The sequence below is a fragment of the Planobispora rosea genome, from assembly GCF_014648175.1.
GTDB classification, from domain to species: domain Bacteria; phylum Actinomycetota; class Actinomycetes; order Streptosporangiales; family Streptosporangiaceae; genus Planobispora; species Planobispora rosea.
Genome location: NZ_BMQP01000001.1, coordinates 77,547 through 100,551 on the forward strand (window position 1 = coordinate 77,547; position 23,005 = coordinate 100,551).

13 protein-coding genes are annotated in these 23,005 nt (G+C 74.2%); 5 read left to right on the plus strand and 8 right to left on the minus strand.

The genetic code is table 11. From position 1 onward, the window contains the following. Positions 1 to 2 precede the first annotated feature (2 nt). From IEZ08_RS00320 to IEZ08_RS00345, 6 genes are all read right to left on the minus strand, one after another. Complete coding sequence (locus tag IEZ08_RS00320; RefSeq protein WP_229802821.1) at positions 3 to 5,351, minus strand: type I polyketide synthase; 5,349 nt, start codon at positions 5,349 to 5,351, stop codon at positions 3 to 5. Continuing rightward, positions 5,348 to 8,827 carry a non-ribosomal peptide synthetase gene (locus IEZ08_RS00325; protein WP_068921905.1) on the minus strand — a complete coding sequence of 1,160 codons (3,480 nt, stop codon included), beginning with the start codon at positions 8,825 to 8,827 and terminating at the stop codon, positions 5,348 to 5,350. Before IEZ08_RS00325 ends, IEZ08_RS00320 begins: the two co-directional genes overlap by 4 nt. Further along, positions 8,824 to 11,136: a lantibiotic dehydratase gene (locus IEZ08_RS00330; RefSeq protein WP_189241429.1), complete on the minus strand. Its 2,313-nt coding sequence runs from the start codon at positions 11,134 to 11,136 to the stop codon at positions 8,824 to 8,826. Before IEZ08_RS00330 ends, IEZ08_RS00325 begins: the two co-directional genes overlap by 4 nt. 67 nt (positions 11,137 to 11,203) lie before the next feature. After that, positions 11,204 to 12,844 (minus strand): beta-ketoacyl synthase N-terminal-like domain-containing protein, encoded by a 1,641-nt coding sequence (locus IEZ08_RS00335; protein WP_189241430.1) that lies wholly within the window; start codon positions 12,842 to 12,844, stop codon positions 11,204 to 11,206. Beyond that, the gene (locus tag IEZ08_RS00340; protein WP_189241431.1) at positions 12,844 to 14,178 is read right to left on the minus strand and encodes a DUF6002 family protein; all 1,335 of its coding nucleotides are present in this window, start codon (positions 14,176 to 14,178) and stop codon (positions 12,844 to 12,846) included. Before IEZ08_RS00340 ends, IEZ08_RS00335 begins: the two co-directional genes overlap by 1 nt. Before the next feature lie 18 nt (positions 14,179 to 14,196). Next, positions 14,197 to 15,246: a Rossmann-fold NAD(P)-binding domain-containing protein gene (locus tag IEZ08_RS00345; protein ID WP_189241432.1), complete on the minus strand. Its 1,050-nt coding sequence runs from the start codon at positions 15,244 to 15,246 to the stop codon at positions 14,197 to 14,199. 534 nt (positions 15,247 to 15,780) lie between these two features. On the opposite strand from IEZ08_RS00345, the gene IEZ08_RS00350 reads away from it, so the two are divergent. The 5 genes from IEZ08_RS00350 to IEZ08_RS00370 all read left to right on the plus strand — a co-directional run bounded on the left by IEZ08_RS00350 (position 15,781) and on the right by IEZ08_RS00370 (position 20,699). Then, positions 15,781 to 15,984, plus strand: a complete 204-nt coding sequence (locus IEZ08_RS00350; RefSeq protein ID WP_084779657.1) for an MbtH family protein — start codon at positions 15,781 to 15,783, stop codon at positions 15,982 to 15,984. 147 nt (positions 15,985 to 16,131) lie between these two features. Beyond that, a complete protein-coding gene (locus IEZ08_RS00355; protein WP_068921909.1) occupies positions 16,132 to 17,217 on the plus strand; it encodes a thiolase C-terminal domain-containing protein in 1,086 nt (361 codons plus the stop codon). A 224-nt stretch (positions 17,218 to 17,441) separates the two neighbouring features. Next, positions 17,442 to 18,365, plus strand: coding sequence for a tetratricopeptide repeat protein (locus tag IEZ08_RS00360; RefSeq protein WP_189241433.1), 924 nt, complete (start codon positions 17,442 to 17,444; stop codon positions 18,363 to 18,365). Positions 18,366 to 18,554: 189 nt separating this feature from the next. Beyond that, positions 18,555 to 19,541 (plus strand): FecCD family ABC transporter permease, encoded by a 987-nt coding sequence (locus IEZ08_RS00365; protein WP_189241434.1) that lies wholly within the window; start codon positions 18,555 to 18,557, stop codon positions 19,539 to 19,541. A 108-nt stretch (positions 19,542 to 19,649) separates the two neighbouring features. Then, the gene (locus IEZ08_RS00370) at positions 19,650 to 20,699 is read left to right on the plus strand and encodes a FecCD family ABC transporter permease (protein WP_068921912.1); all 1,050 of its coding nucleotides are present in this window, start codon (positions 19,650 to 19,652) and stop codon (positions 20,697 to 20,699) included. A 54-nt stretch (positions 20,700 to 20,753) separates the two neighbouring features. Here the strand turns inward: IEZ08_RS00370 and fes are convergent, their stop codons facing one another. Together fes and fepB are read right to left on the minus strand one after the other, a co-directional pair. Next, positions 20,754 to 21,980 carry an enterochelin esterase gene (gene fes / locus IEZ08_RS00375; protein ID WP_189241435.1) on the minus strand — a complete coding sequence of 409 codons (1,227 nt, stop codon included), beginning with the start codon at positions 21,978 to 21,980 and terminating at the stop codon, positions 20,754 to 20,756. Next, positions 21,980 to 22,990, minus strand: coding sequence for a Fe2+-enterobactin ABC transporter substrate-binding protein (gene fepB, locus IEZ08_RS00380; RefSeq protein WP_189241436.1), 1,011 nt, complete (start codon positions 22,988 to 22,990; stop codon positions 21,980 to 21,982). The genes fes and fepB overlap by 1 nt, the downstream gene beginning before the upstream one ends. Positions 22,991 to 23,005 lie beyond the last annotated feature (15 nt).

Below are 23,005 nucleotides of genomic sequence, written 5' to 3' on the forward strand. Positions count from 1 at the left end.
GGTTACCTCCCTCTCGATACGCGCGGGATCGTGGTGGCGGGACCGGCCGCGGGGGTCGGCGTGCCGGTCGCGGGAGCCACCGGGCCGGTCGCGGGGCCCGTCGCCGGGGCCACCGGCTGCTCGGCGCGGATCTGCTCGACCCTGGCGGCCATCTGCCGCACGGTCGGGGCCTCGAAGAGCGTGCGCATCGGCAGCTTGACGCCGACCGCGGCCCGCGCCTGCGCGATCAGCTGGACCGCGATGAGCGAGTTCCCGCCGAGCTCGAAGAAGTCGTCGTCGGCGCCCACGCCGGGCACGCCCAGGATCTCGCTCCACACCCGGGCGAGCGCCGCCTCCACCTCGCCCTCAGGAGCGACGAAGTCCTCGCTCCTGACCGCCGGTGCCGGGGCCTCAAGGCTCTGGCGGGTCAGCCGCTCCCGCCGGCTGATCTCGGCGAGCGCGGTCGCGCTGATGACGACCTGCGGGCCGAGGTCGGCCGCGGACAGGACGCGGAAGAACGCCTCGGCGCCGTCCGCCGGGCGGATGCCGCTGTCGGACTGCCGGTCCCCGGAGTCCAGCGATCCGGTCACCGCCGAGGCGTCGATGCGCCGCAGCACGAACTCCTCGATCTCCACGAGCACCGTGCCCGTCTCGTCCGTCAACGTCAGGTCGGCCGTGACGACCTCGGCGCCGCCGTCGCCCCTGCGCCGCAGGTGGCTGTAGAAGCGGTCCGGCAGCGCCGCCCTGACCAGCAACCGGCCGTAGCTCAGCGGCAGGTAGGCGCCGCCGCCGTTGCCCCGGCCGAAGGAGGTGGCCACGTCGAGCAGCGCGGGGTGCAGACCCCAGTCGCCGACCTCCGCCGCCACCTGCCCGGTCGCCTCGACGAAGGCGAGCTCCTCGTCCCCGGACCGCCAGACCAGCTCGGGCGAGCGCCACCGCGGGCCGAACGTCAGCACTCCGGTGTACTCGTCGTCCTGTGCGGTCTCCGGCGTCATCGCGGCCTTCAGCGCCGCCACGTCCACGGCCGGGGCCGGGGCCGGCCGTACCCACGCCGCCGCGCCCTGGGTGTGCAGCCGCTCCCCGGCGCGCACCTCGAAGGCCGAACCGTCGGTGAAGGCGACCGTGAGCTCGGTCGTGGTGCCGTCCGGTACGGCCAGGGGCGCCAGGAAGACGACGTCGCGCAGCTCCACCGCGTGGCCCTCGCCCGGCGCCGGGACGACGGCCGCGAAGGCCGCCCTGGCGCACTCCAGCTGCCCGGTCGCGGGCAGCACCGGCACCCCGCCGATGCGGTGCTCGTCCAGCACCCAGTGGGTGTCGGCGGCCAGCGGCCCCGACGCCCGGTCGCGGGTACGGCCGCGCACGACCGGATGGTCGACGGGCGTTCCCCCGGCGGGACCGGCGGCGGCCGGGCCCGCGGAGCCGGTGGCCATGCCCGCCGCGGCCATGCCCACCTCCAGCCACGCGCCCCAGTTGAGGCTCAGGACGCGGGTGCCGCGCCGGGCGCGGGCGAAGGCGTCCTGGAAGGCGTTCGCCGCGCAGTAGTCGACCTGGCCGAACCCGCCGCTGACGGCGGTGACCGACGAGCAGAGGGCGACGAAGTCCAGCCCGAGGTCGCCGAAGACGTCGAACAGCACGGCGGTTCCGGTGACCTTGGGATCGAGCACGGCCTGCGCGACGGCCCGTTCCTTGATCTCGGCCATGCCGCCGCCCGGCAGGCCCGCGGCGTGCACGATGCCGTGCAGCCCGCCGTGGGCGGCCAGGATCTCCTCCCTGACCTCGCGCAGCCGGGCGGGATCGGTGACGTCGGCGGCCAGGACCGTCACCCGGCCGCCCGCCCGCTCGATCCGGGCGATCGCGCGCGCGGCCCTCGGCGTCACCGCGCCGCTGCGGCCGAGCAGCACCACGCGGGCCCGCAGCCGGGTGCCGAGGTGCTCGGCGAGGGTGAGACCGATGCCTCCCAGGCCACCGGTGATCAGGTAGACGCCCTCCTCGCGCAGCCCGGAGCCGCCCTCGCTCAGCCGTACCGGCTGGAACTCGCGGGTCCACCGGCGCCCGCCCCGCAGCGCCAGCACGTCACCCACCGGTTCCCTGCGCAGCTCGGCCAGGACGGTCGCGGCGGGGGTGCCGCCCGATTCGAGGTCGAGGTGGCGCACCCGGAGACCGTCGACCTCCAGCGGCACGACCCGGGCGATGCCCGCCACGAGCGCGTACTCCGGCCGGGTCAGGTCGGCGCCGCCCAGGGGGTCCTCGGTGCCGCAGGTGAGCACGTCGAGGAGGACCCCGTCGGCCCGCTGCGCGGCGGTCAGGGCCTGCACCAGGGAGAGCAGGCTGAAGAAGCCGTGCTCCTGCGCCTGGGCCGGGTCGCTGTCCAGCGCCCAGGCGTGCACGACGCGCGAGGGCAGGGAGTCGCCGAGTGCGCTGACCAGGGCGTCGTAGTCGGCGCGCTCGCCGGGCCGTACGGTGAACCCGCCAGAGGGCTCCGCGCCGGACTGATCCGCGCCGGGCCGTACGGCGGACCCGCCGGAGTAGCCCGTCCCGGGCCGGACCACGGTCACCTCGGCGCCCTGTGCCCGCAGCGCCGCCACCAGCTCTCCGCCCCGCTCCCCGCTGACGAAGGCGAGGCAGCGGGTGACCGGGTCACCGGGCGGGGTGGGCGCGAGCTGCCGCCACACGGGGACCTCGAACCAGTCCTCCGGCGCACGGGGGCCGGAGGGCCGCTGCGTCTTCGGCGCGGCCCCGGCCTCGCCCGGCGGGATGAAGCGGTACTCCCGCTCGTAGGGGTAGCCCGGCAGCGGAACCCGGTGGCCCCCGCCGCCGTCCACGGTGACCGGCACCCCGGCGGACCACAACCGGGCCGCGGAGCCGTACAGCACGTCCAGGTCGCCGGCGCTCTCGCCGGGGCCGGGCAGGCTGGCCAGCGGCGGCAGCACGTCCCTGGCGCCGCGCAGCTGCATGCGGGCCAGCTGGGCCAGCTGCTTGCCGGGCCCGCACTCCAGCAGCACCCAGTCCTTCTCGGCCAGCAGCCGGGCCACGCAGTCGCCGAAGCGCACCGGGCGGCGGATGTGCCCGGCCCAGTAGGCCGGGTCGACGGCCTGCTCGGGGGTGATCCAGTCACCGGTCACGTTGGACAGGAACGGCAGGGCGGGGGCCTGCCGCGGCACGGCGGACACGAGGGACTCGAACTCCGCCAGGACGGGCTCCATCATCGGCGAGTGGAAGGCGTGCGAGGTGCGCAGCCGGGTGGCCTTGACGCCCCTGCCGTCGAGCAGCTCGGCGAAGGCCGTGACCGCCTCGTCCGTCCCGGCCACCACGCAGGTGCCCGGGCCGTTCACCGTGGCCACGCTCACCCCGTCGACGAGCAGTTCGGCGATCTCCCGCTCGTCCTTCATGACCGCGAGCATCGAGCCGGCGGGCATCGACTGCATCAGCCGCCCGCGCGCCGCCACCAGCCGCAGCGCGTCGGGCAGGGTGAACACCCCGGCGAGCGTGGCGGCGACGTACTCCCCGACGGAGTGGCCGATCATACCCGCGGGCTGCGCGCCGAGCCCCTGCCAGAGCCTGGCCAGCGCGTACTCCACGGTGAACAGCGCGGGCTGGGTGAAGCGGGTCTCGCGCAGCTTGTCGTCGCCGCCCTCGGCGAACATCAGCTGCCTGATGTCCTCGCCCAGTTCGGCGTGGAGGAGCTCCGCGCACTCGTCGACGGCGGCGGCGAAAGACGGCTGGGCCGCGTAGAGCGCGGCGCCCATGCCCGCGTACTGCGCGCCCTGCCCGGAGAAGAGGAAGGCCACCCTGGGCGGCGTTCCGCCCGCGTCCCCGGCCGGGTGCCGCCTGCGGTCGGTCAGCGCGCCCACCGCGCCGGCCAGGTCGCCGGCCACGACGGCGACGCGGTGGCGGAGCTCCGGCCGGCCCACCCGCAGCGTGTGGGCCACGTCGGCGACCGAGAGCTCAGGATGCTCGGTGAGGTGCTCGGCGAGCCGGGTGCGCATGGTGTCGAGCGCGCTCTCGGTGCGGGCCGAGAGCCGCAGCAGCTGCGGCCCCCGCGCGTTCGTGGCGGTGGCCGGCGGCGGCGCCTCCTGGAGGATCACGTGGGCGTTGGTGCCGCCGATGCCGAAGGAGCTCACCGCCGCCCGGCGCGGGCCGCCCTCCCACTTGGTGGGGGCGGAGACCACGTAGAAGGGGCTGGAGTCGAAGTCGATGGCGGGGTTGGGCCGCTCGAAGTTGATGCTGGGCGGGATCAGGCCGTGCTCCATGGCGAGCACCGCCTTGATCACGCCGACGACGCCGGAGGCCTGGCTGAGGTGGCCGAGGTTGGACTTCACCGAGCCGATGCCGCACCAGCCGCGATCGTCGCTGCTGCGCCGGTAGACCTCGCTCAGGGCGGCCACCTCGATGGGGTCGCCGAGGGCGGTGCCGGTGCCGTGCGCCTCGACGTAGCCGATGGTGCGCGGATCCACCCCGGCCACGCCCAGCGCCTCGGCGATCACCCCGGTCTGGCCCGCGTGGCTGGGCGCGGAGAAGCCGATCTTGTTGCTGCCGTCGTTGTTGATCGCGTTCCCCAGCACCACGGCCCGGATGTGGTCGCCGTCGGCCAGCGCGTCCTCCAGCCGCTTGACCACGAGCACGCCGACGCCGCTGCCCCAGATGGTGCCGTCCGCGCGGGCGTCGAACGGCCTGACGTGCCCGTCGGAGCTGGTGAAGCCGTCCATCGCCGGATAACCGGCGCCGTGCGGCAGCTCCACGCAGACCCCGCCGGCCAGCGCCATGTCGCACTCCCCGTTGCGCAGCGACTCGCAGGCCAGGTGCAGGGCGACCAGGGAGGAGGAGCAGGCGGTGGTGACGGTCATGGCCGGGCCGCGCAGGTTGAGCCGGTAGGAGACCGTGGTGGCGACGTAGTCGATGTTGTTGCCGATCGACATGCCGAGCTTGATCGCGTCGCTGTCCAGATCGGGGTTGGTCTGCAGGTTGAGCCACTGGTACTGGCTGGGCCCGGATCCGCCGTAGACGCCGATGGAGCCCTCGTAGGCGGCCGGGTCGTAACCGGCGTCCTGCAGCGCGGCGTGCGACTGCTCCAGGAAGATCCGCTGCTGCGGGTCGGCGATCTCCGCCTCACGCGCGCTCATGCCGAACAGGCGGTTGTCGAAGCCCTCCATGTCGATCATGACCGGCGCGGCCTTGACGAAGGAGGGGCTGGCCAGCTCCTCGGGGGTCGCGCCCCAGGCGAGCTGCTCCTCGTCGGTGAAGAAGGTCACCGACTCCACGCCGTCGACCAGGTTGCGCCAGAACTGGCCGAGATCGTTCGCACCCGGCACGCGGGCGCTCATGCCGATGATGGCGATGGGCTCGGCGCCCGGGCCGGTGGACAACTCTGTCACTGTCTCCTCCTGCGCTTGTCCCGCTGCTGGCGGCGTGTGTCGGCACGCCGGTCGGCGCGGCTCAGTTCCGGATTCGCGGCGTCACCGTCGAGGTGGGCGGCGAGCGCGCGTACGGTCGGGTAGCGGAACATGTCCACGACCGTCACCTGGCGCCCGGTCAGGGCGGCCAGGCGGTCGCGGACCACGACGACGGCCATGGAGGTGCCGCCGACGTCGAAGAAGTTGTCGGTCGCGAGCACCTCGGCCCGGCCGAGCACGTCCCGCCAGATCCCGGCGAGCAGCCGCTCGGTCGCGGTGGCGGGCTCCGCGCGGGGCCCGGACTCCGGCCGTACGGCCTGCGCCGGCTCGTCCGCCACACCGTGCGCGAGTACGGCGGCGTGCCTCACCTCGAAACCGGCCGCGGGGGAGCCCGGGTCGGCCACGGCCTGGTCGAGCAGGCCGGTGAAGGACCGCAGCAGCAGCTCGGCGCGTTCGGCGGTGTAGAGGTCGGTGTTGTAGACGAGGTCGACCGCGTACCTCCCGTCCCGTTCGACGACGTAGACCGTCAGGTCGAACGGGGAGCCCGCGGGCGCGGGCACGACGCCGGTGCAGCGCAGCCCCTTCAGCTCCAGCCGCGGCTCCGGGAAGTTGAAGACGTTGAAGAGCACCTGCACCAGCGGCGCCCGGCTGGGATCACGGCGCACCGCCAGCGCTCCGACGATGTCCTCGATGGTGGCACCGGGCCTGGCCATCGCGTCGATCATCGCGTCGGCGCAGCCCCGCACCCGCTCCGCGAAGGAGGACTCCCCGGCCGAGCGCAGGCGGATCGGCACGATGTCCACGAAGAAGCCGATCAGGTCCTGGAACGCCTCGTGCCTGCGGTCCGCCGCGGGGACGCCGACCACGATGTCGTCCCGGCCGGTGACACGCCGGACCAGCTCGGCGAAGGCGGCCAGCAGCACGCTCGGCGCGGTGGTGCCCAGCCGTACGGCCAGCTCGCGGACACCCGCCGTGGTCTCCGCGGTCAGCGCGGCGGTGGCCAGGGCGCCGGCGTGGCTCTGCACGGCCGGCCGCGGGTGGTCCCGGGGCAGGTCGAGCGTCGTGGGGGCGCCGGCCAGCGAGCGGGTCCACCAGGCCAGGTCCTCTCCGGCCCGCCTGCCGTCCCGCGCCGCCCGCCAGGCGGCGTAGTCGGCGAAGGTCGCCTCCGGCGGGTCCAGGACCTCGCCGGCGTAGGCACGGGCCAGGTCGTCGAAGAACGGGCCCTCCGACCAGCCGTCGAAGACGGCGTGGTGGAAGGTCACCGCCAGCACGTGGTCGTCCGGGCCCAGCCGGAGCAGCCGGGCCTGCCAGAGCGGGCCGCGGGCCAGGTCGAAGTGCCGGGCGCCGGCCCGGTCCAGCCAGGCGCGGGCCCCGTCCGGCAGGTCGTCCGGCCCGCCGACGGGTTCTCTGCCGGGCGCGCTGCCCGGCCCGTCCGGTGCGCCGTCCAGGGTCTCGACCGTCAGCCGTACGGGCCCGGGCGCGGTCACCTCCACGCGGGGCACGCCGCCGTCGTCGGGCACCCGCCAGCGGAGCACCTCGTGCCGCTCGGCCACCGCGGTCAGCGCCCGCTCCAGCGCCATCACGTCGAGCGGGCCGCGCAGGCGCTCGGCGAGCGCGATGTTGTAGGCGACGTTGCCGGGGAAGAGCCGCTCCAGGAACCACAACCGGCGCTGCGCCGCGGTCAGCGCGGGCGGGCTGCCGGAGGGCAGCTCCCCGGCCGCGGGAGGCGCGGCCTCCACCAGCGCCGCCAGCGCGCCGAGGGTGCGCGCGGCGTAGACGTCCTCCACCGCCACCTCACGGCCCAGCGCCTCGCGGAAGCCGCTGACCAGGCGCATGGCGCTGATGGAATGCCCGCCGGAGGCGAAGAAGTCGTCCTCCGTCCCGGGGACGCGGCCGAGCACCCCGGCCCACACCTCGGCCACGGCGCGCTCGACGAGGGACTCGGGCGGCGCGCCCAGGGCCGGCGCGTCGGGCACCAGCGCGTGCAGCGCCCGGACGTCGACCTTGCCCGACGGGGACGTCGGCAGGCTGGGCAGGATCAGTATCCCGGTGGGGACCATCGCCTCGGGCAACCGCTGCGCGCAGTGCTCCCGCAGCAGGTCCGGGCTCGCGCCGTCCGCGGTGCAGAAGGCCATGAGCCGGACGCCCGCCGGGCCCTCGACCGCCTCCACCACGGCGTGCCCGACCTGCGGGTGCCCGCGCAGCACGGCCTCCACCTCGCCGATCTCCACCCGCTGCCCGCGGATCTTGACCTGCCGGTCGGTCCTGCCCAGGAACATCAGGTTCCCGTCCGGCTGCAGCGCCACGAGGTCGCCGGTCCGGTAGAGCCGCCCGCCGTCGCCGCCGAACGGGTCGGCCACGAAGCGTTCGGCCGTCAGACCGGGCCGCCCCAGGTATCCGCGGGCCAGCCCGGCCCCGCCGACCAGCAGCTCGCCCGGCACGCCCGGCGGGACCTCGCGCAGTTCCCCGTCCACGACGTGCACGCGGTGCCCGTGTCGGGCGGTGCCGATCGGGAGCGGCCGGTCCCACCGGCCCTCGGCCTCGAAGACGGTGACGGCCACCGTCGTCTCGGTCGGGCCGTAGTAGTTGAGGAACCGGCGGCCCGCCCAGCGCTCCACCTGCTCGGGGCCTGGGGCCTCGGAACCGGTGGTCAGCACCCGCCACTCGGGCAGGAGCTCCGGATCCAGCAGCGGCAGCAGGGAGACCGGCAGGTCACCGGAGGTGACGCGGTGCTCGGCGCAGAAGCGCTGGAGCCGCGCGGGGTCGCTGCGGTCCTCCTCGCCGGCCAGCATCAGCGTGGCCCCGGCGGCCAGGTGGACGAACAGGTCGTGCACCGACACGTCGAACCCGAGCGAGGCGAAGGCGAGGCCGCGGGTGCCCTCGTCGACGCCCAGCAGCTCGATGTTCCCGAGCGTGTAGGCGCATGCGCTGCGATGGCTGACCACCACGCCCTTGGGGACGCCGGTGGATCCCGAGGTGTGCAGCACGTAGGCCGCGTTGCCGGGCAGCGCCGGGCACCGCCCGGGAGTGGCGGGCGGGCCCTCCACCGGAACGGTCCGCACCCCGTCGGACAGGGCTCCGTCGGACAGGGCTCCGTCGGATGGGACATCGGATGGGACTCCGCCGAACAGTTCCGCCGTGGACTCGTCGACCACGACCAGGCGGAGCCCCGCGCTCCGGATGATCTGCTCCCTGCGGGCGGCGGGGCCGTCGGGGTCGAGCGGCACGTAGGCGCCTCCCGCCAGGAGCACGCCGAGCACCCCGGTGACCATGCTCGGCCGGCGTCGCAGGCAGACGCCCACCAGATGCTCGGGTCCCACCTCCGGCAGCCGGGCGGCCAGGCCCGCCGCCTGCTCGGCCAGCTCACCGTAGGTGAGCACCTCCTGCCACTGCCGTACGGCGGGCGCCCACGGGCGGCGCTCGGCCTGGGCCAGCACCAGATCGGGCAGCGTCGTCATCCCTCGCCTCCGGAGAGTCCCGTGCCTGCGGGGAGGGGATCGACCATGTGCATGCGCAGCTCCGTGAAGTAGCGGCGGCCCTCGGCATCGGACAGCCAGGTCTGGTCCGGGCCGGGGAGCATCTCGGAGACCACCAGCCGCACGTCCCGCCCGGCGGCGAGACGGGCCGAGCGGGCCATCGAGCAGAGCAGGTCGGCGAAGACCGGGCTGGTGAGGTCGGCGTAGAGCGGTTTGATCTCCGTGGAGAACTTGACGAAGACCTGCTCGGGCAGGCCGAGCTCACGCCGCCAGCGGCGCACGGCCAGGTACCGCGCGCGCTCGCCGCCGGCGTCGGCCAGTCCCGTCGCGTCCACGGTGGTCCGCCAGGTACGGCGGGCGACGACCAGCCGGTCGATGGTGATCCTCGGGGTGTGCCGATCGCCCCCGACGAGCTTGAAGCCGTCCACGGCGTGGATCGACACCAGCTGCGAGAAGACCTCCAGCAGCGGCCTGCTCCTCCCGTCCGGCATGGTGGCCACCAGTTCCCCGTCCACCTCGTCGACCGGCACGCCCGTGGCGGGCACCAGCCGGTCGGGATCGGCGCCGGGGGCGGCCGTCCAGCCCAGCTCGATGTCGGTCGGGTGGTCCAGCCCGGACGCCAGCCGGCCGGTGTAGCGGGGCCACTCCACCGGGTAGAGCGGCCGGACCCGGTCGGTTCCCAGATCCTTGGCCAGCGCGTCGCGCAGCGGGCCGGGGTCGGGGTGGGCGAGGGTGAAGACGGCGCAGTCGAAGGTCGCCCAGGCCGCGTGCATCTCGCCCATGACCACCAGGTAGTCGCCGCGGTTGACCGCCTCGACGCTGTCGGCGCAGATCTGCAGGTCGGGGCTGTGCAGCCGGCCGTCCGACCAGCCGGGGCCGGCGGCGGCGAACGCGTCGGAGGCGGCCAGCTCGCGGGCGGTGAAGGTCAGCTCGGCGGTGTCCGGGCCGGCCCGGTCCAGGCCGAACAGCTCCGACCAGCGGCGGGCGAATTCCTCGGCGATGGCGTCGACGGGCCTGGGGCCGGTGCCGAACAGCATTCCCTGGGCGAGGTACCACAGGTCGGACAGCAGGACCGGGCCGTCCGCGCGCAGCTCCTCGTACAGCTCGCGCAGCGCCCGGCCGTAGGCCGCCGCCAGCTCGGCCGTCAGCCAGCGGGCGGCCCGGAGCATGAGCGCCAGCGGCTCGGCGATGCCGTCGATCAGCGGCCTGCCCACGGTCACCCGCACGTCGCGGGTAGTGTCCTCGTAGACCAGGCCGCGGCCGGCGTAGGTCTGACCGGTCCTGCGGACCGGGTCGGCCCCGGTGACCTCGCTGAACACCGTGCCGAGCGTCTCCATCGCGGCCCGGAGGGCATCCGGGTCGCCCGCGGCGCGTGCCACCTCCCGCTTGGCGGAGGCCAGCCGCTCCAGCCCGGCCTGGGCCCGCTCGCGCGCGGCGGGGTCCTCGATCCCGGCCAGCAGCCGCCGCAGGTGCTCCTCGGCGTGCGGGCTCTGCGGCACGTCGCCCTGCCAGGTCAGCAGGCCGCGCCCGGCCAGGAGGCCGAGCTGCAGATAGGCGTCGTCCTCGGTGCGGATGCCCGCCTGCCCCGCCACCTCGGCGGCCACGTCGGCGGCCCGGCGCCTGCCGTCGCACCGCGACAGCAGCAGCGCCTCGGCGGCCGACACCGGGACGGGCGGTTGTGCCGGCCGCAGCACCCGGCGGCCGTCCAGGGTCAGCTGGGGGTGCAGGGCGGGCGGCAACCAGCGGCGCACCGCGGGGTCCTCGGCCAGCTTCGCCGCGTACGCGCGCAGCGCCCAGTCCTCGAAGAACACGCGCCGGTCCGACAGCAGCCGCCCGCCGGGCCGTACCTGCAGAGCCGGGCCGTCCTGCGCGCACCGGACCCAGGTCACCGGCCCGAAGAAGCCCACCGTCTCGTTCTTGGCGCTGTAGCGCTGCCAGTACTTGACGGCGACGCGCTCCCGTTCGCGCCGCCTGCTGTCGCGCCGGCCGCCGCGGGCCAGGGCGTCCAGCGCGACCAGGGCGCCCCGGTTCTGCCAGGTGACCGCCTCGCGGAAGAGCGGGTCGGCGGCGATCCGGGTCAGTTCCCCGCCCAGCTCGTGGCCGGTCTCGGCGAGGACCTTGTCGAAGTCCTCCGCCGCGAGCCTGCCGGAGAGCAGCGCGTCCGCCGCCCGCGCGCAGCCGGGGGCGGACAGGCGCGCCAGGCCGTCGGCCGGGAAGCCGGTGCTGCGCAGCAGCGCCTCGTTCCACACCTGCCAGCCGGTGTCGCCGAGCGGCATGCGGTGGCCGTTCATGCGCGCACCGGTCCAGGGTGCGGGGCGGGGAACCGGCGGCCGGGCGAGCCGGTGTCGGGTCTCATGGTCAGACCTCCTGCCGTTGGAACGGGTAGGCGGGCAGGGAGACGACGCGGCCGTCCGCCCGAGGCCAGGCGGGCTCGCCGCCCGCCACCCAGGCCCCGACCGCCCGCGTCAGGTCCTCCGGCGCGTCGTACGGTGCTCCGTCCGGCAGGCCGCGCAGCCGGGCGACGGCCTCGGGCAGGTCCCGGCAGACGATCGCCGCCCGGTGGGCGAAGGCCCGGCGTCCGGCGGTCAGCGTGTGGGCGACGTCGTCCAGGGAGGTCCGGGGAGCGGCCTCCAGGTGGTCGGCCAGCCGCGTACGGGCCTGGCGCAACGCCTCGGGCGAGCGGGCCGAGACCGGCAGGACGCGCCAGCCGGTGGAGGCCGTCCGCGGCGGTCCGTCCGCGGCCTGTTCGACGATCACGTGGGCGTTGGTCCCGCCCAGGCCGAAGGAGCTCACCCCGGCCCGCCGGGTCTCCGTCTCCCAGGTCACGTTCTTGACCGGCACGTAGAAGGGGCCGAACTCGACGTCCGGGTGCGCGCGCTCGAAGTGGAGGTTGGCCGGGATGACGCCGTGCCGTACCGCCAGCACGGCCTTGACCAGCGACGCCGCGCCCGCCGCGGCGTCGAGGTTGCCGAGGTTGGTCTTGACGGAGCCGAGCGCGACCGTTCCCGGCGGCAGCGGGTCGCCGGAGAATGCCTGGACCAGGGCGGCGACCTCGATCGCGTCCCCGACCGCGGTGCCGCTGCCGTGCGCCTCGACGAAACCGATCGCGCCGGGGGTCAGTTCGGCGTCCGCCAGCGCCTCGGCCACCACGCTCGCCTGCCCGTCGAGCCCGGGGGCGGCGAACCCGGCCCGGCGGGCGCCGTCGTTGCCCACCGCCCAGCCCCGCAGCACGGCGAGGACCCGGTCCCGGCTCTCGGCCGCGTCCCGCAGGCGCTTGAGCGCCAGGACCGCCACGCCGCTGCCGTAGGAGCCGCCCCGGCCCGCGGCGTCGAAGGCGCGGCAGCGGCCGTCGGGTGAGACCAGGCCGCCGGGCGTGTGCCGGAACCGGGGCTCGGTGACGCTCACCCCGCCCGCCAGCGCCAGGTCGCAGCGGTAGTCGAGCAGGTGCTGGGCGGCCACGCAGACCGCGGTGAGCGAGCTCGAACAGGCGGTCTGCACGGCCATGGCGGGGCCGGTCAGGCCCAGCCGGTAGGCCACCTGGGCGGCCGCGTAGTCGGGTGCGAAGCCCGGCACCAGCGGCTCGTCCGGGTCGCCGGTGAACTGCCGGTAGAGGAAGTGCCTGTTGACCGAGGCACCGGAGAACACGCCGACCAGCCCGTCGAAGGCCGCGGGGTCGCAGCCCGCGTCCTCCAGCGCGGCCCAGGACTGTTCGAGGAAGAGCCGCTGCTGGGGGTCCACGGCGGCGGCCTCGCCCGCCGTCATGCCGAAGAAACCGGCGTCGAACGCGGTCGTTCCGGTCAGGCGGCCGCCCGCTCGCACGTGCGCAGGATCGGCCAGCAGCCGCTCACCCACCCCGAGCGCGCGCAGCTCGGCCTCGGTGTAGTCGTGCACGGCGTCCACGCCGTCGAGCAGGTTGCGCCAGAGCGAGGGCACGTCGGGAGCACCCGGGAAGCGCCCGGCCATGCCGACGACGGCGATCGCGTCCTCCGGGGGGGACATCAGCGGCAGACCGCCGCGGCGACGTCCTCGACGGTCGCGACCTCGGTCATCGCCTCCGCCTCCAGCGGCGTGTAGTCGGCCGAGGTGTAGCGGCCCGAGCCGTGCACCACCACGTCCCGCCAGTCGTCGGCCAGCCCGCGGTCGACGGCGTTGAGCACGCCCGTCAGGGCCATGACCAGCGACCACTCCCGGAGCAGGCGGAAGTCGGCGGGCAGCTCGCAGCCGGTCCCGGCGAGCAGCCCGCGCACCTGCGGGTAGCGGGCCACGCACTCGGCCAGCGAGACCACGATGCCGTCGCCGCCCGAGCGCTCGATGATCGCGTTCATCGAGGGCGAGGTGGCGGGCCGGTGGGTGTAGAAGGTCGGGTCGAGCACCTCGTCCGGGTCGTAGGTCAGTGCGGGGAAGCGGGGATCGGCCGACTGCCGGTAGAGGCCGTCCGCCAGGGTGTACTCGGGCAGGCCGGTCCGGTCGAAGGACCCGTTGCGGAGGCTGAGCACCATGTCGGGGGTGCCGAGGTGCTGCACGAGCAGGCTGGCGGGCCGGTGCTCCGGGGCGGAGGAGCCGGAGCCCTCCAGCACGTCCCGGCCGCGGTGGTAGCCGAGCAGCCCGAAGGCGCTGGAGACCGCGTGCGCGTGCAGCCGGGGCCCGGTGACCGGGGCGGCCGCGTGCTCGAAGTACGCCCTGGCGGTGTCGGCGACGAGGTAGTTGGCCAGGTCCAGCGAGTACCACAGGTTCTCGCCGTTGGCCCGCAGGTCGCCGGCGTACTTGTCGGCGAAGGCCCGGCCGAGCGCTTTGACCTGCTCCGGCTCGGGGCCGTTGTAGACGAGCATCGGGTTCAGCCCGCGCAGCGCGGGGTCGGTGGACAACCGGCTGGAGCGGAGCTTGGACAGGCACGAGCCGGGCGCCAGGATCACCGTGCGCAGCTGGTCGGGGCGGACCAGTCCGGCCTCGATCGCGCGCAGCACCGCGTCGCGCAGTGCGACGCCCTTGTTGGCCGAGGTGGGAGAGAAGATCGTGATCGCTTCGCCGTACCGCCTGATGTACTCCACGGCGCGGGCGACGATCATCAGCGAGGCGAAGGTCTTGGTGGTGCCCGTGGCGGGGTTGCCCGTGAGGTCGAGCAGGGTCAGCCGGTGCTCGCCGTACTCGCCGAGCGGCTCCCAGCGGGCGGTGGCCACCGACAGGAAACGTTCCACGTCCGCGTCGAGGGCGGGCAGGTGGTAGCCGGGGGAGAAGCCGGTGTCCGATCTGACCGGTTCGAGGTCGTCGACGCAGGCCGCGATCGAGGCGGGGAGGCGGTCGTAGTAGTCGATTAGCAGGTTCGCTGCGTGCATCGTCGGGCGCACCTCTGTTCAGGGGTAGGCGGGGAGGTCTCTGAGCCGGTCTCTGAGCCGGGTGAAGGCGTGGACGGCGGGGTCCAGGTCCGCGACGGGGAAGCCGTCGGCGAGGTCGGGGGCGACCCGGGTGAGTTCCTCCCGGGCGGCGGGGCCGAACGTGACGCGTGCCCCCTCCACGACCACCCCGTCCTGTACGGCCGAGCGCTGGTTGAAGGCGACGGCCTCGGCACGGTCCAGGCCCGGCGGCAGGCGCAGGCTCAGCCGGCCGGCCGCGAGCCGTACCGGATAGCCGCCCGGCAGCCCGAGCGGGCCCGGCAGGGAGGTGTCGAGGTCGCCGCCGGTGAGCAGGCAGCCCAGCACCCGGGCGGCGGCCAGGCCGGTGACGTGGTTGAGCTCGGTGCGCGAGGCGGCCCGCTGGGCGGCCAGGAGCGTGCCGACGCCGGCGAGCGCGCGGCCACGGTGCCAGACCCGCGCCTCGTCCCCGGCGGAGGGGGGCGCGTGCAGGTGGGCGTGGTGGGCGAGCACCTGCAGCTCCCGCTGGTCGGCCAGCCCGAGGGCGGTCTGCAGGCTCGCGGCCAGCAGGCCGACGTTGCCGATCCCGCACAGCGCCGGGACGCCGTACGCGGCCAGCACGGGGTTGACCGCGTCGGGGAAGCAGGCGTTGACGAACCAGGACCCGGGAGCGGCCGAGGCCAGTGCGGTGCCCGCGCGGATCGCGGCCTCGGCCTGGAACGGCAGCGTGAGCCCGAAGCCGCCGCGCCGGAGCAGGGAGGTCCAGGCGGAGGGGGAGCTGAGCGACTCCCAGGGGGACTGGCTGGAGGCGGCCAGCAGCACGCCCGCCGGAGCGGCGGCCGCCAGGGCCTCGGTCAGGGGGCCCGTCATCGGGTGGAAGGTCACGCCGGAACCGGCGAGCGCGGCCCTGACCATGCCGACATGGCACAACTCGGCGGTCCGGGCCGGATCGCGCCCGATCACGGTGATCCGAGCCGGCGGACCGGTCACCGCGAGGGCGTAGCAGACGGCTCTGGCCAGGCCACCGGTGCCGATGACCGCCAACGCGGTCATGGGCCCCCTCCTGTCGGCCCGGTGCCGGGATTCCCCGTGAACTCCCCCGTGACTGGGTCATCGTGTCTGTCGACGACCTCGGCGTGTCCGGTCATGTCGCCCTGGACGGTAACGGAGGGTGACTCTGCAGCGCCATGCTGGATCGAACCCCTTTCCACGCCGGTAAGCACGGAATTAAGGATTGCCACAAAACGGATGGATTGCCCGTTATGATCCCAAATCGCGGTGACGAGTTTGGGCCCGACCCATATTCCACAATTCACCGACGTGATGTCAATGCTCCACTTTGCGGCTACGGGTCCGATTGGTGATTGTTATGTACGGCTCTCCGTACAAGTGTTGACTTGCCGTGTTCCAGTGCACTTCAATCGGCGGCACTCCGTCGGCGGCGACCGCCGAGTCTGTCGGGGCCGGATAAAGTGCCATGTGTGCTGTCGTTGGCCGTACTTTGTCATGTTCTGTGGCCCTAAGCCCCTTATTGTTCTTTGACGTGCCCGACAATCCCGGCACGGTGAATAGGGAGTGGAAGTACCCATGCCCGATGGTGACCACAAGGTAGTGATCAATCACGAGGAGCAGTACTCGATCTGGCCGTCTGATCGCCCCACGCCGCCAGGGTGGCGGGATGAAGGGTTTTCGGGCGACCGTAACAGCTGCCTTGAGTACGTCGACAAGGCGTGGACGGATATGGGGCCCCGCAGTCTGCGTGAGGCCGTGCGAGAGCCGGGGCGGGAGTGAGCCGCCAAACCGAGCAAGCGCTTGCCTAAATATCGGGGTCGCGTTAGCGTGGCGTGCGGCAGCCCCGTACGGGCGCCCACGGAACGTCGCCCGCCGGGGCGGATCGCGCCCCGCCCCGGCGGGCGACCCGACGCTCTCGGGAGTTCGATGCGGGGCAGGGTGGCCGTCGTCGCCGGGATCGGGATGACGGCCCTGACGAGGAAGTCGGGCAGGACCGAGCTGGAGCTCGCGGTCGAGGCGTCCCGTGCGGCCTGCGCCGACGCGGGGATCGAGCCGGGCGAGGCCGACGCGGTGCTCAGCTACCACATGAACGACTCCGTCCCGGTCGTCCAGGTCGCCTCGGCGCTGCGGATCGAGCCGCTGGGCTGGCACAACGACATCACCGGCGGCGGCACCCAGGCGGCCTCCATCCTGGGTGAGGCGGCCATGCTGATCGCCGCGGGCCTGGCCCGCACGGTCCTCGTCTACCGGGCGCTGAACGGCCGCTCCGGTACACGCATGAACACCGTCTCCACCGGCCCGCAGGAGCGCTTCACCGTCCCGTACGGCATGGCCGGCCCGATCCCGATGTTCGCCCTGGCCGCCCAGCGCTATCTGTACGAGACCGGTCTCACCGAGGAGCACCTGCACGCGGTCGTCGCCCAGTCCCGCGAGAACGCCGCCGCCAACCCCCGGGCCCTGCGCCGGGACCCGCTCTCCCTGGAGGACTATCTCGCCCGGCCGTACGTCTGCTCGCCGCTGCGGACCGTCGACTGCTGCCAGGAGACCGACGGCGCGTGCGCGCTGGTGGTCCGGGACGTGCGGCTGGCGCCCGAGGCGCCGCGCATCCACACCGTGGTGCGGGGCGGCGGCCCCGGCTGCTCGGCGATGGACCGCGCGCCGGACGTCACCCGGATCTTCTCCGGCCACCTCGCCCCGCTGCTCTGGGAACGCTCGGGGATGAGGCCGGGCGATGTGGACGTGGCGCTGCTCTACGACGCGTACTCCTGGCTGGTCCCCCGCCAGCTGGAGGATTTCGGCCTGGCGGCCCGCGCCGAGCTGGGGGAGTTCCTGCTGCGGCGCGGCCACGCCACCGTCAACCCGCACGGCGGCCTGCTCTCGGAGGGGTACGTGCACGGGCTCAACAACGTGGCGCAGGCCGTACGGGAACTGCGGGCGGGCCGGCAGACGGCGCTGGTGACGGGGTTCGGCGGCAGCTACGGCAGTGCCGCGCTGCTCACCCGGGGTGGCTGAACGGCGTGCGGCTCACCCGGGGTGGCTGAACGGCGTGCGGCTCACCTGGGACGACTGAACGGCATGCGGTCCGCCCGGGGCGGCGAGGCCGTACGCCTCCCTCTTTTTGATGATATGGGATATAAGTCACAAGAGTCCTTGTATGTTGTGCTTCGCGATTAACGAAATGTCTTGCGAAGTGGTGCAATATGCGGCTTTTTCGGAGGAAGCCATCGACCACGGCGGTGCCCATTGACCCATGCCTGGGGGACGCCGCGGGGAGGATGGTGCGGGACGCGATGGCCGGGCGGAACTGGCCGGTCGTCCGGGACTTCCTCAACGGGGTCACCGATCCGGACGCCCGTGCTTTCTACGTGGGCATCTGCTCCGAGGCACGGGGGGTGCAGGACTGGATCGGCCAGTGGATCGAGGCGGAGCCGCACTCCACCCTCCCGCTTCTGGTCAAGGGAGCCCACGGGGTGGTGTGGGCCTGGGAGGCGCGCGGCACCGCGTACACGTCGTTCACACCCGAGCAGCAGCTCAAGGAGTTCCACGGACGCCTGGAAATGGCCGAGGACTGCCTGGAGGAGGTGGTCGAGAGGGATCCGGACGACACCACGGCGTGGACGTGGCTCGTGACGTCGGCCCGGGGGCGGCGGGTCGGCCGGGAGGAGACCGAGCGCCGCTTCCACGAGGCGGTCGGCAGGCACCCGTGGCACGTGGCGGCGCACGAGCAGATGCTGCAGTACCTGTGCCGGAAATGGGCCGGGAGCCACGAGGAGATGTTCGCCTTCGCCCGCAAGGCGGTGACCGCCTCCTCGCCGGCGAGCCCGCTGGGTCATCTCATCGCCGACGCGCACATCGAGTACTGGTTGTCGTTGCCGGAGGGCGAGGACAACCTCCACATGACGCACCCCGAGGTCCGCGCGGAACTGCGCTCGGCCGCCGCGCAGTCGGTCAACCACCCCGGCTACCGGCGCGGCCCCGGCTGGCCGGGGCCGTACAACACCTTCGCCTTCGCCTTCTTCCTGGCGGACGACCACGAGGCCTGCCGGGCGCAGTTCCAGGTGATCGGCGACAACCGGACCGAGTGGCCGTGGTCCTACCACCCGCTGGGCGCGACCAGGGCCTTCGCCCAGATTCGCGAGAAGGTCACGCGAGGCAGGTGAGACGGTACCGGCTGATTCCGCCGACGCCGTTCGGCTCCGGCGGCACCATCCGGTTTCGCTGGTCTCATCCGATTCGTGGTCGTCGCGCTCCGGCCGGGCCCGGAAGGACTCCCCGTCACCCGGGTCTCCACCGCTGATCGGCTAGCGATAAGGTTAGCCTCTCCTAATATCTTCGCGCCGGGAGGCCTGATGCGGTGGACGGGACTGGCCGTCTCCTTCGCGGTCCTCGCCGCGGTGACCGTGCTCAGCCTCGCGGTCGGCGCCCAGGCGATCCCGCCCGCGGAGATCTGGCGGCAGCTCTGGTGGCCCGACGGGGGCGAGACCGCGGCGATCGTCCACGACCTGCGCATCCCCCGGACGCTGCTCGGTCTCTGCGTCGGCTCGGCGCTCGGCCTGGCCGGGGCGCTCATGCAGGCGCTCACCCGCAACCCGCTGGCCGACCCGGGACTGCTCGGCGTGAACGCCGGGGCCTCACTGGCGGTGGTCTGCTCCATCCTGTTCTTCGGCATCACCGACATGCGGGGCTGGGTCTGGTTCTCCCTCGCCGGCGCGGCCGCGGCCGCGGCCGCCGTCTACACGCTCGGCACGACGGGACGGGGCGCGGCGAACCCCGCCCGGCTGGTGCTCGCCGGGGCGGCGGTCAGCGCCTCCCTGCTGGCGGTCATCGAGGCGGTGCTCACCCTGAACGTCACGGTGTTCGACAAGTGGCGGTTCTGGGACGTGGGCGCGCTCGCCGGACGGGACGCCGAGGTGGTCGGGCAGGTCGCGCCGTTCGTCGCGGTGGGCGCCGTCCTGGCCCTCGGGCTCGGGCGCGGCCTCAACGCCGTCGCGCTCGGCGAGCAGGCGGGCCAGGGGCTGGGGGCGAACCTCGCCCGGATCCGCCTCGTCGGAGCGGCGGCCATCATGCTGCTGTGCGGTGCGGCGACCGCCGCCGCGGGTCCCATCGGCTTCATCGGGCTGATGGCCCCGCACGCCGTCCGCGCCCTCACCGGCCCGGACAACCGCTGGGTACTGGCCTACTCGGCGGTGCTCGCCCCGGCCCTGCTGCTGACCGCCGACGTGCTGGGCCGGGTCGTGGTCCGCCCCGGCGAACTGGAGAGCGGCATCGTCACCGCGTTCGTCGGCGCCCCGGTGTTCGTCTACATCCTGCGCCGGCGCCGGATCGTCCGCCTGTGAACCCGCCGTCGAACCCGCCGTCGGTCACCCACCCCGGAATGGTGAATTCGTGAGCGAGCGAACCATGGACGCAGCAGCACAGCGCACGCGGCCTTCGAAGGAGGACGCGTGAGCGTCCACGGCGCCCACCGCGTTCTGCGCACCCCGTCGCGGCGGATCTCGCTGCGGATCCATCTCCGCGCCGCGGCCGTCGTCCTCGGCCTGCTCGCCGCGGTCTGCGGGGTGGCGCTGGCCGCCATGGGCACCGGCTCGGCGGTGCCGGTGGACGAGGTGGTGACGACCCTGCTCGGGCGGGGCGACGCCATGAGCGAGATGGTCGTCTTCGAGCTGCGCGCCCCCCGGGCGCTGCTCGCGCTGCTGGTGGGGGCGGCTCTGGGCGCCGGGGGCGCGGTGGTGCAGAGCCTGTCCCGCAACCCCCTGGGCAGTCCGGACGTGATCGGGGTGAACGCGGGTGCGGCGGCGGGCGCGGTCCTGATGATCCTCGTCGTCGGGGCGGTCACCCCGGCGGCCGTGACCGCCGGTGCGCTGGCCTGCGGTCTGGCCGCCGCCCTGGCCGTCTACGTGTTGTCGTTCAAGCGCGGCGTGCAGGGCACCCGGCTGGTGCTGGTCGGCATCGGCGTCACCGCCGCCCTGCACTCGATGACCGCCTACCTGCTGACCAGGGCCGACCTGTACGAGTCGCAGGGAGCGAAGGTGTGGCTGGTGGGCAGCCTGGCCGGGGCCGGCTGGGAGCGGGTGTGGCCGGTGGCGGGCGCGCTGGTCGTGCTGCTGCCGGTGACACTCGGGCTGGGCCGGTCGCTGGCCATCATGGAGATGGGCGACGACGCGGCCGCCGCCCTCGGTCTCACGGTGGAGCGCCTGCGCCTGGCCCTGCTGCTGTCGGCCGTCGCGCTGTCGGGGGTGGCGGTCTCCGTGGCGGGTCCCATCGGCTTCGTCGCCCTCGCCGCCCCCCAGCTGGCCCGGCGGCTGACCCGGGCGCCCGGCGCGGGAGTGGCCGCCGCGGCGGTGACCGGCGCTCTGCTGCTGGCCGCCGCCGATCTGACGGCCCAGCGGCTGCCGACCCCGGGCCAGCTGCCGGTGGGCGTGCTGACCGGCGGCCTGGGCGGGATCTACCTGGCCTGGCTGCTCCACCGGGAGTGGCGCGCCGGTCGTTCCTGAGTGCCGGTCGTTCCCGAGTGCCGGTCGTTCCCGAGTGCGGGTCGGTTCCCGGGATCAGGAGAGGACCGCGATCAGGCCCTCGGCGAGCGAGCCGCGCCAGCAGGCGGCGTCATGCCCGCCCTCGTACTCCCGGTAGGTCAGCTCGCACCCCCTCGCGCGGAGCACGTCGCGCAGCCGCCGGGTCGAGCCGAGCAGTGCCCACTCGTAGGTGCCGACCTCGACATAGGCCCGGTCCGGGACCCGGCCGGTCGCGGCCAGTTCGGCGGTCAGCCACTCGCCTCCGGAGCCGCCGGGGTCGTTGGGCCACCAGAACGAGCCCGACTGCGAGACGGCGGACCCGAACCGGTCCGGGCGGCGGTGGGCGGCGTACAGGGCGGTCAGCCCGCCGAGGCTCTGCCCCGCGACGACGGTCCGGGCGGGCGGGTGCTCCCCGGACGGCAGGGCGTCGGCGAGGAAGGCGACGAAGTCGTCATCGCAGGTCAGATCCTGGATCCTGGCCGCAGGAGAACCCGCCTGGACCAGGAGCGCGGACAGCGGGGGCACGGCGCCCGCCGCGGCCAGGTTGCCGAGGACGACCGGCAGATCGCCGAGCCAGCGTTCGCCGTCCAGCAGCACGAGGGTGCCCTCCGGCGGCCGGTCCGGCCGGTAGTGCCACACGGTCCGGCCGCCGATCGTACGGCGGTCCGTCCGGCCCCGGAGCGGCCCGGGCGCGAGCCAGCGCTGCGGCGGGGCGCCCGGCAGTTCGGCGACGGAGTGCCCGGCCACGGTCCTGGGGTTGAACGGGTCGGTGACCGCCTGGGTCAGCCCCAGGCACCAGCGCTCGACCGCCGCGCGCGGCGCGGGGGAGCCGGCGGCGATCATGGCGTCCCGCCGTCTCGCCGCCTCGCCGACGACCGGCGGGGAGGCGGTTCCGGCGGCACGCGGCGCGAGCCGGTAGGAACCGCGCCAGCCCGACCTGATCCGGAGGGTACGGTGCCAGACGTCGGTTCCGCCGAGTCGCTCCATCAGGCCCGCGCCGGGCATGCCCGGGTCGGTGATCTTGTTGGCCATGACGAGCACGTCCTCCGCGGCACCGCGCCACAGGAACGTGACGGCGTGGTGGCCGGGGTCGCCGGGGATCTCCTCGACCAGGGGCGTGCCCCGCGCGGCCACCTCCGCCCAGAACGCGTCCAGCGCCCCCGCCCGTCCCGCTCGCAGGTCGGCGGCCAGCGCGGCGACGCGCCGCCCGGTGACGACCTCGGGAGGACGAGGGCAGGGGAGCTGCGGAGGGACGTTCCGCATCAGGAGGCGAACTGCTTCTCGATACGGTCGATGATGTTGGAGGCGCTGTAGTAGTCGATGCGGAAGGAGTCGAGGCCCAGGTCGTAGACGCGCTTGTCGGCGACCGCGGACAGGTCCTTCCACAGCGGCTTGGCCTGGGTCGAGGTGATCTCGTCGGCGCTGTGGCTGACGAAGAAGAGCGAGCTGTCCCCGAACGCCTTGACGACGTTCTCCTGGGAGACGCTCACGATGTCCTTGCGGGTCCCGCCCTCCCTGTTGTCCTCGGCGGCGAAGGCGGCGTCGATCGGGTGGAGCGTGAAGCCCAGGGAGGTGAGCAGCGCGCCCTGCGCGGAGGCGTCGGTGAACACGGGGATGTCGGTGTTGTTGTCGCGCAGCAGCACGGCGTCGTGCTCGGGCTTGCCGATCTTGCCCTTCACCTCGGCCACCCGCTGGTCGTAGGCGGCGACGACCTTCTTGGCGTTCTCCTCGAGGCCGAGCGCGCCGCCCAGCTTGGTCATCAGTTCCTGCCAGGAGAGGTTGTCGTGGCGGAAGAGCACCGTCGGCGCGACGGCCTTGAGCCGGTCGTAGACCTTGAGCGTGCTGTCCGCGCCGGAGGCGGAGCCGATGATGAGGTCGGGTTTGGCCGCGATGACCTTCTCGATGTCGGCCTCGAAGCCCTGGTAGACCACCTGGACGCCGCGCTGCTTGGCCACGTCTGCCCACTGCGAGAAGAAACCGTTGCCGTCGGTGATCGCGCTGGGCGGGGTGGCCTGCGAGGCGACCAGCGGCGCCTCCAGGGCGAGCAGGTGGCCGGTGAGGGTCACGCTCACGGAGACGACACGCCTGGGCGCGACCGGGACCTCCGCGGTGCCCGCGTCGTGTTGGACGCTGCGGGTCTGGGCCGCGCCCTCCGCCCCGGCATCCGCGCTCTTCGTCCCGGCGGAGTCCGTACCGGAACCGCAGGCGCCGACAACCAGCACGGCCGCGGCCGTGAGGACGGCGGTCGTCCAGCGGCGGGATAGAGCCTTCATGACACTCCTGAAGTA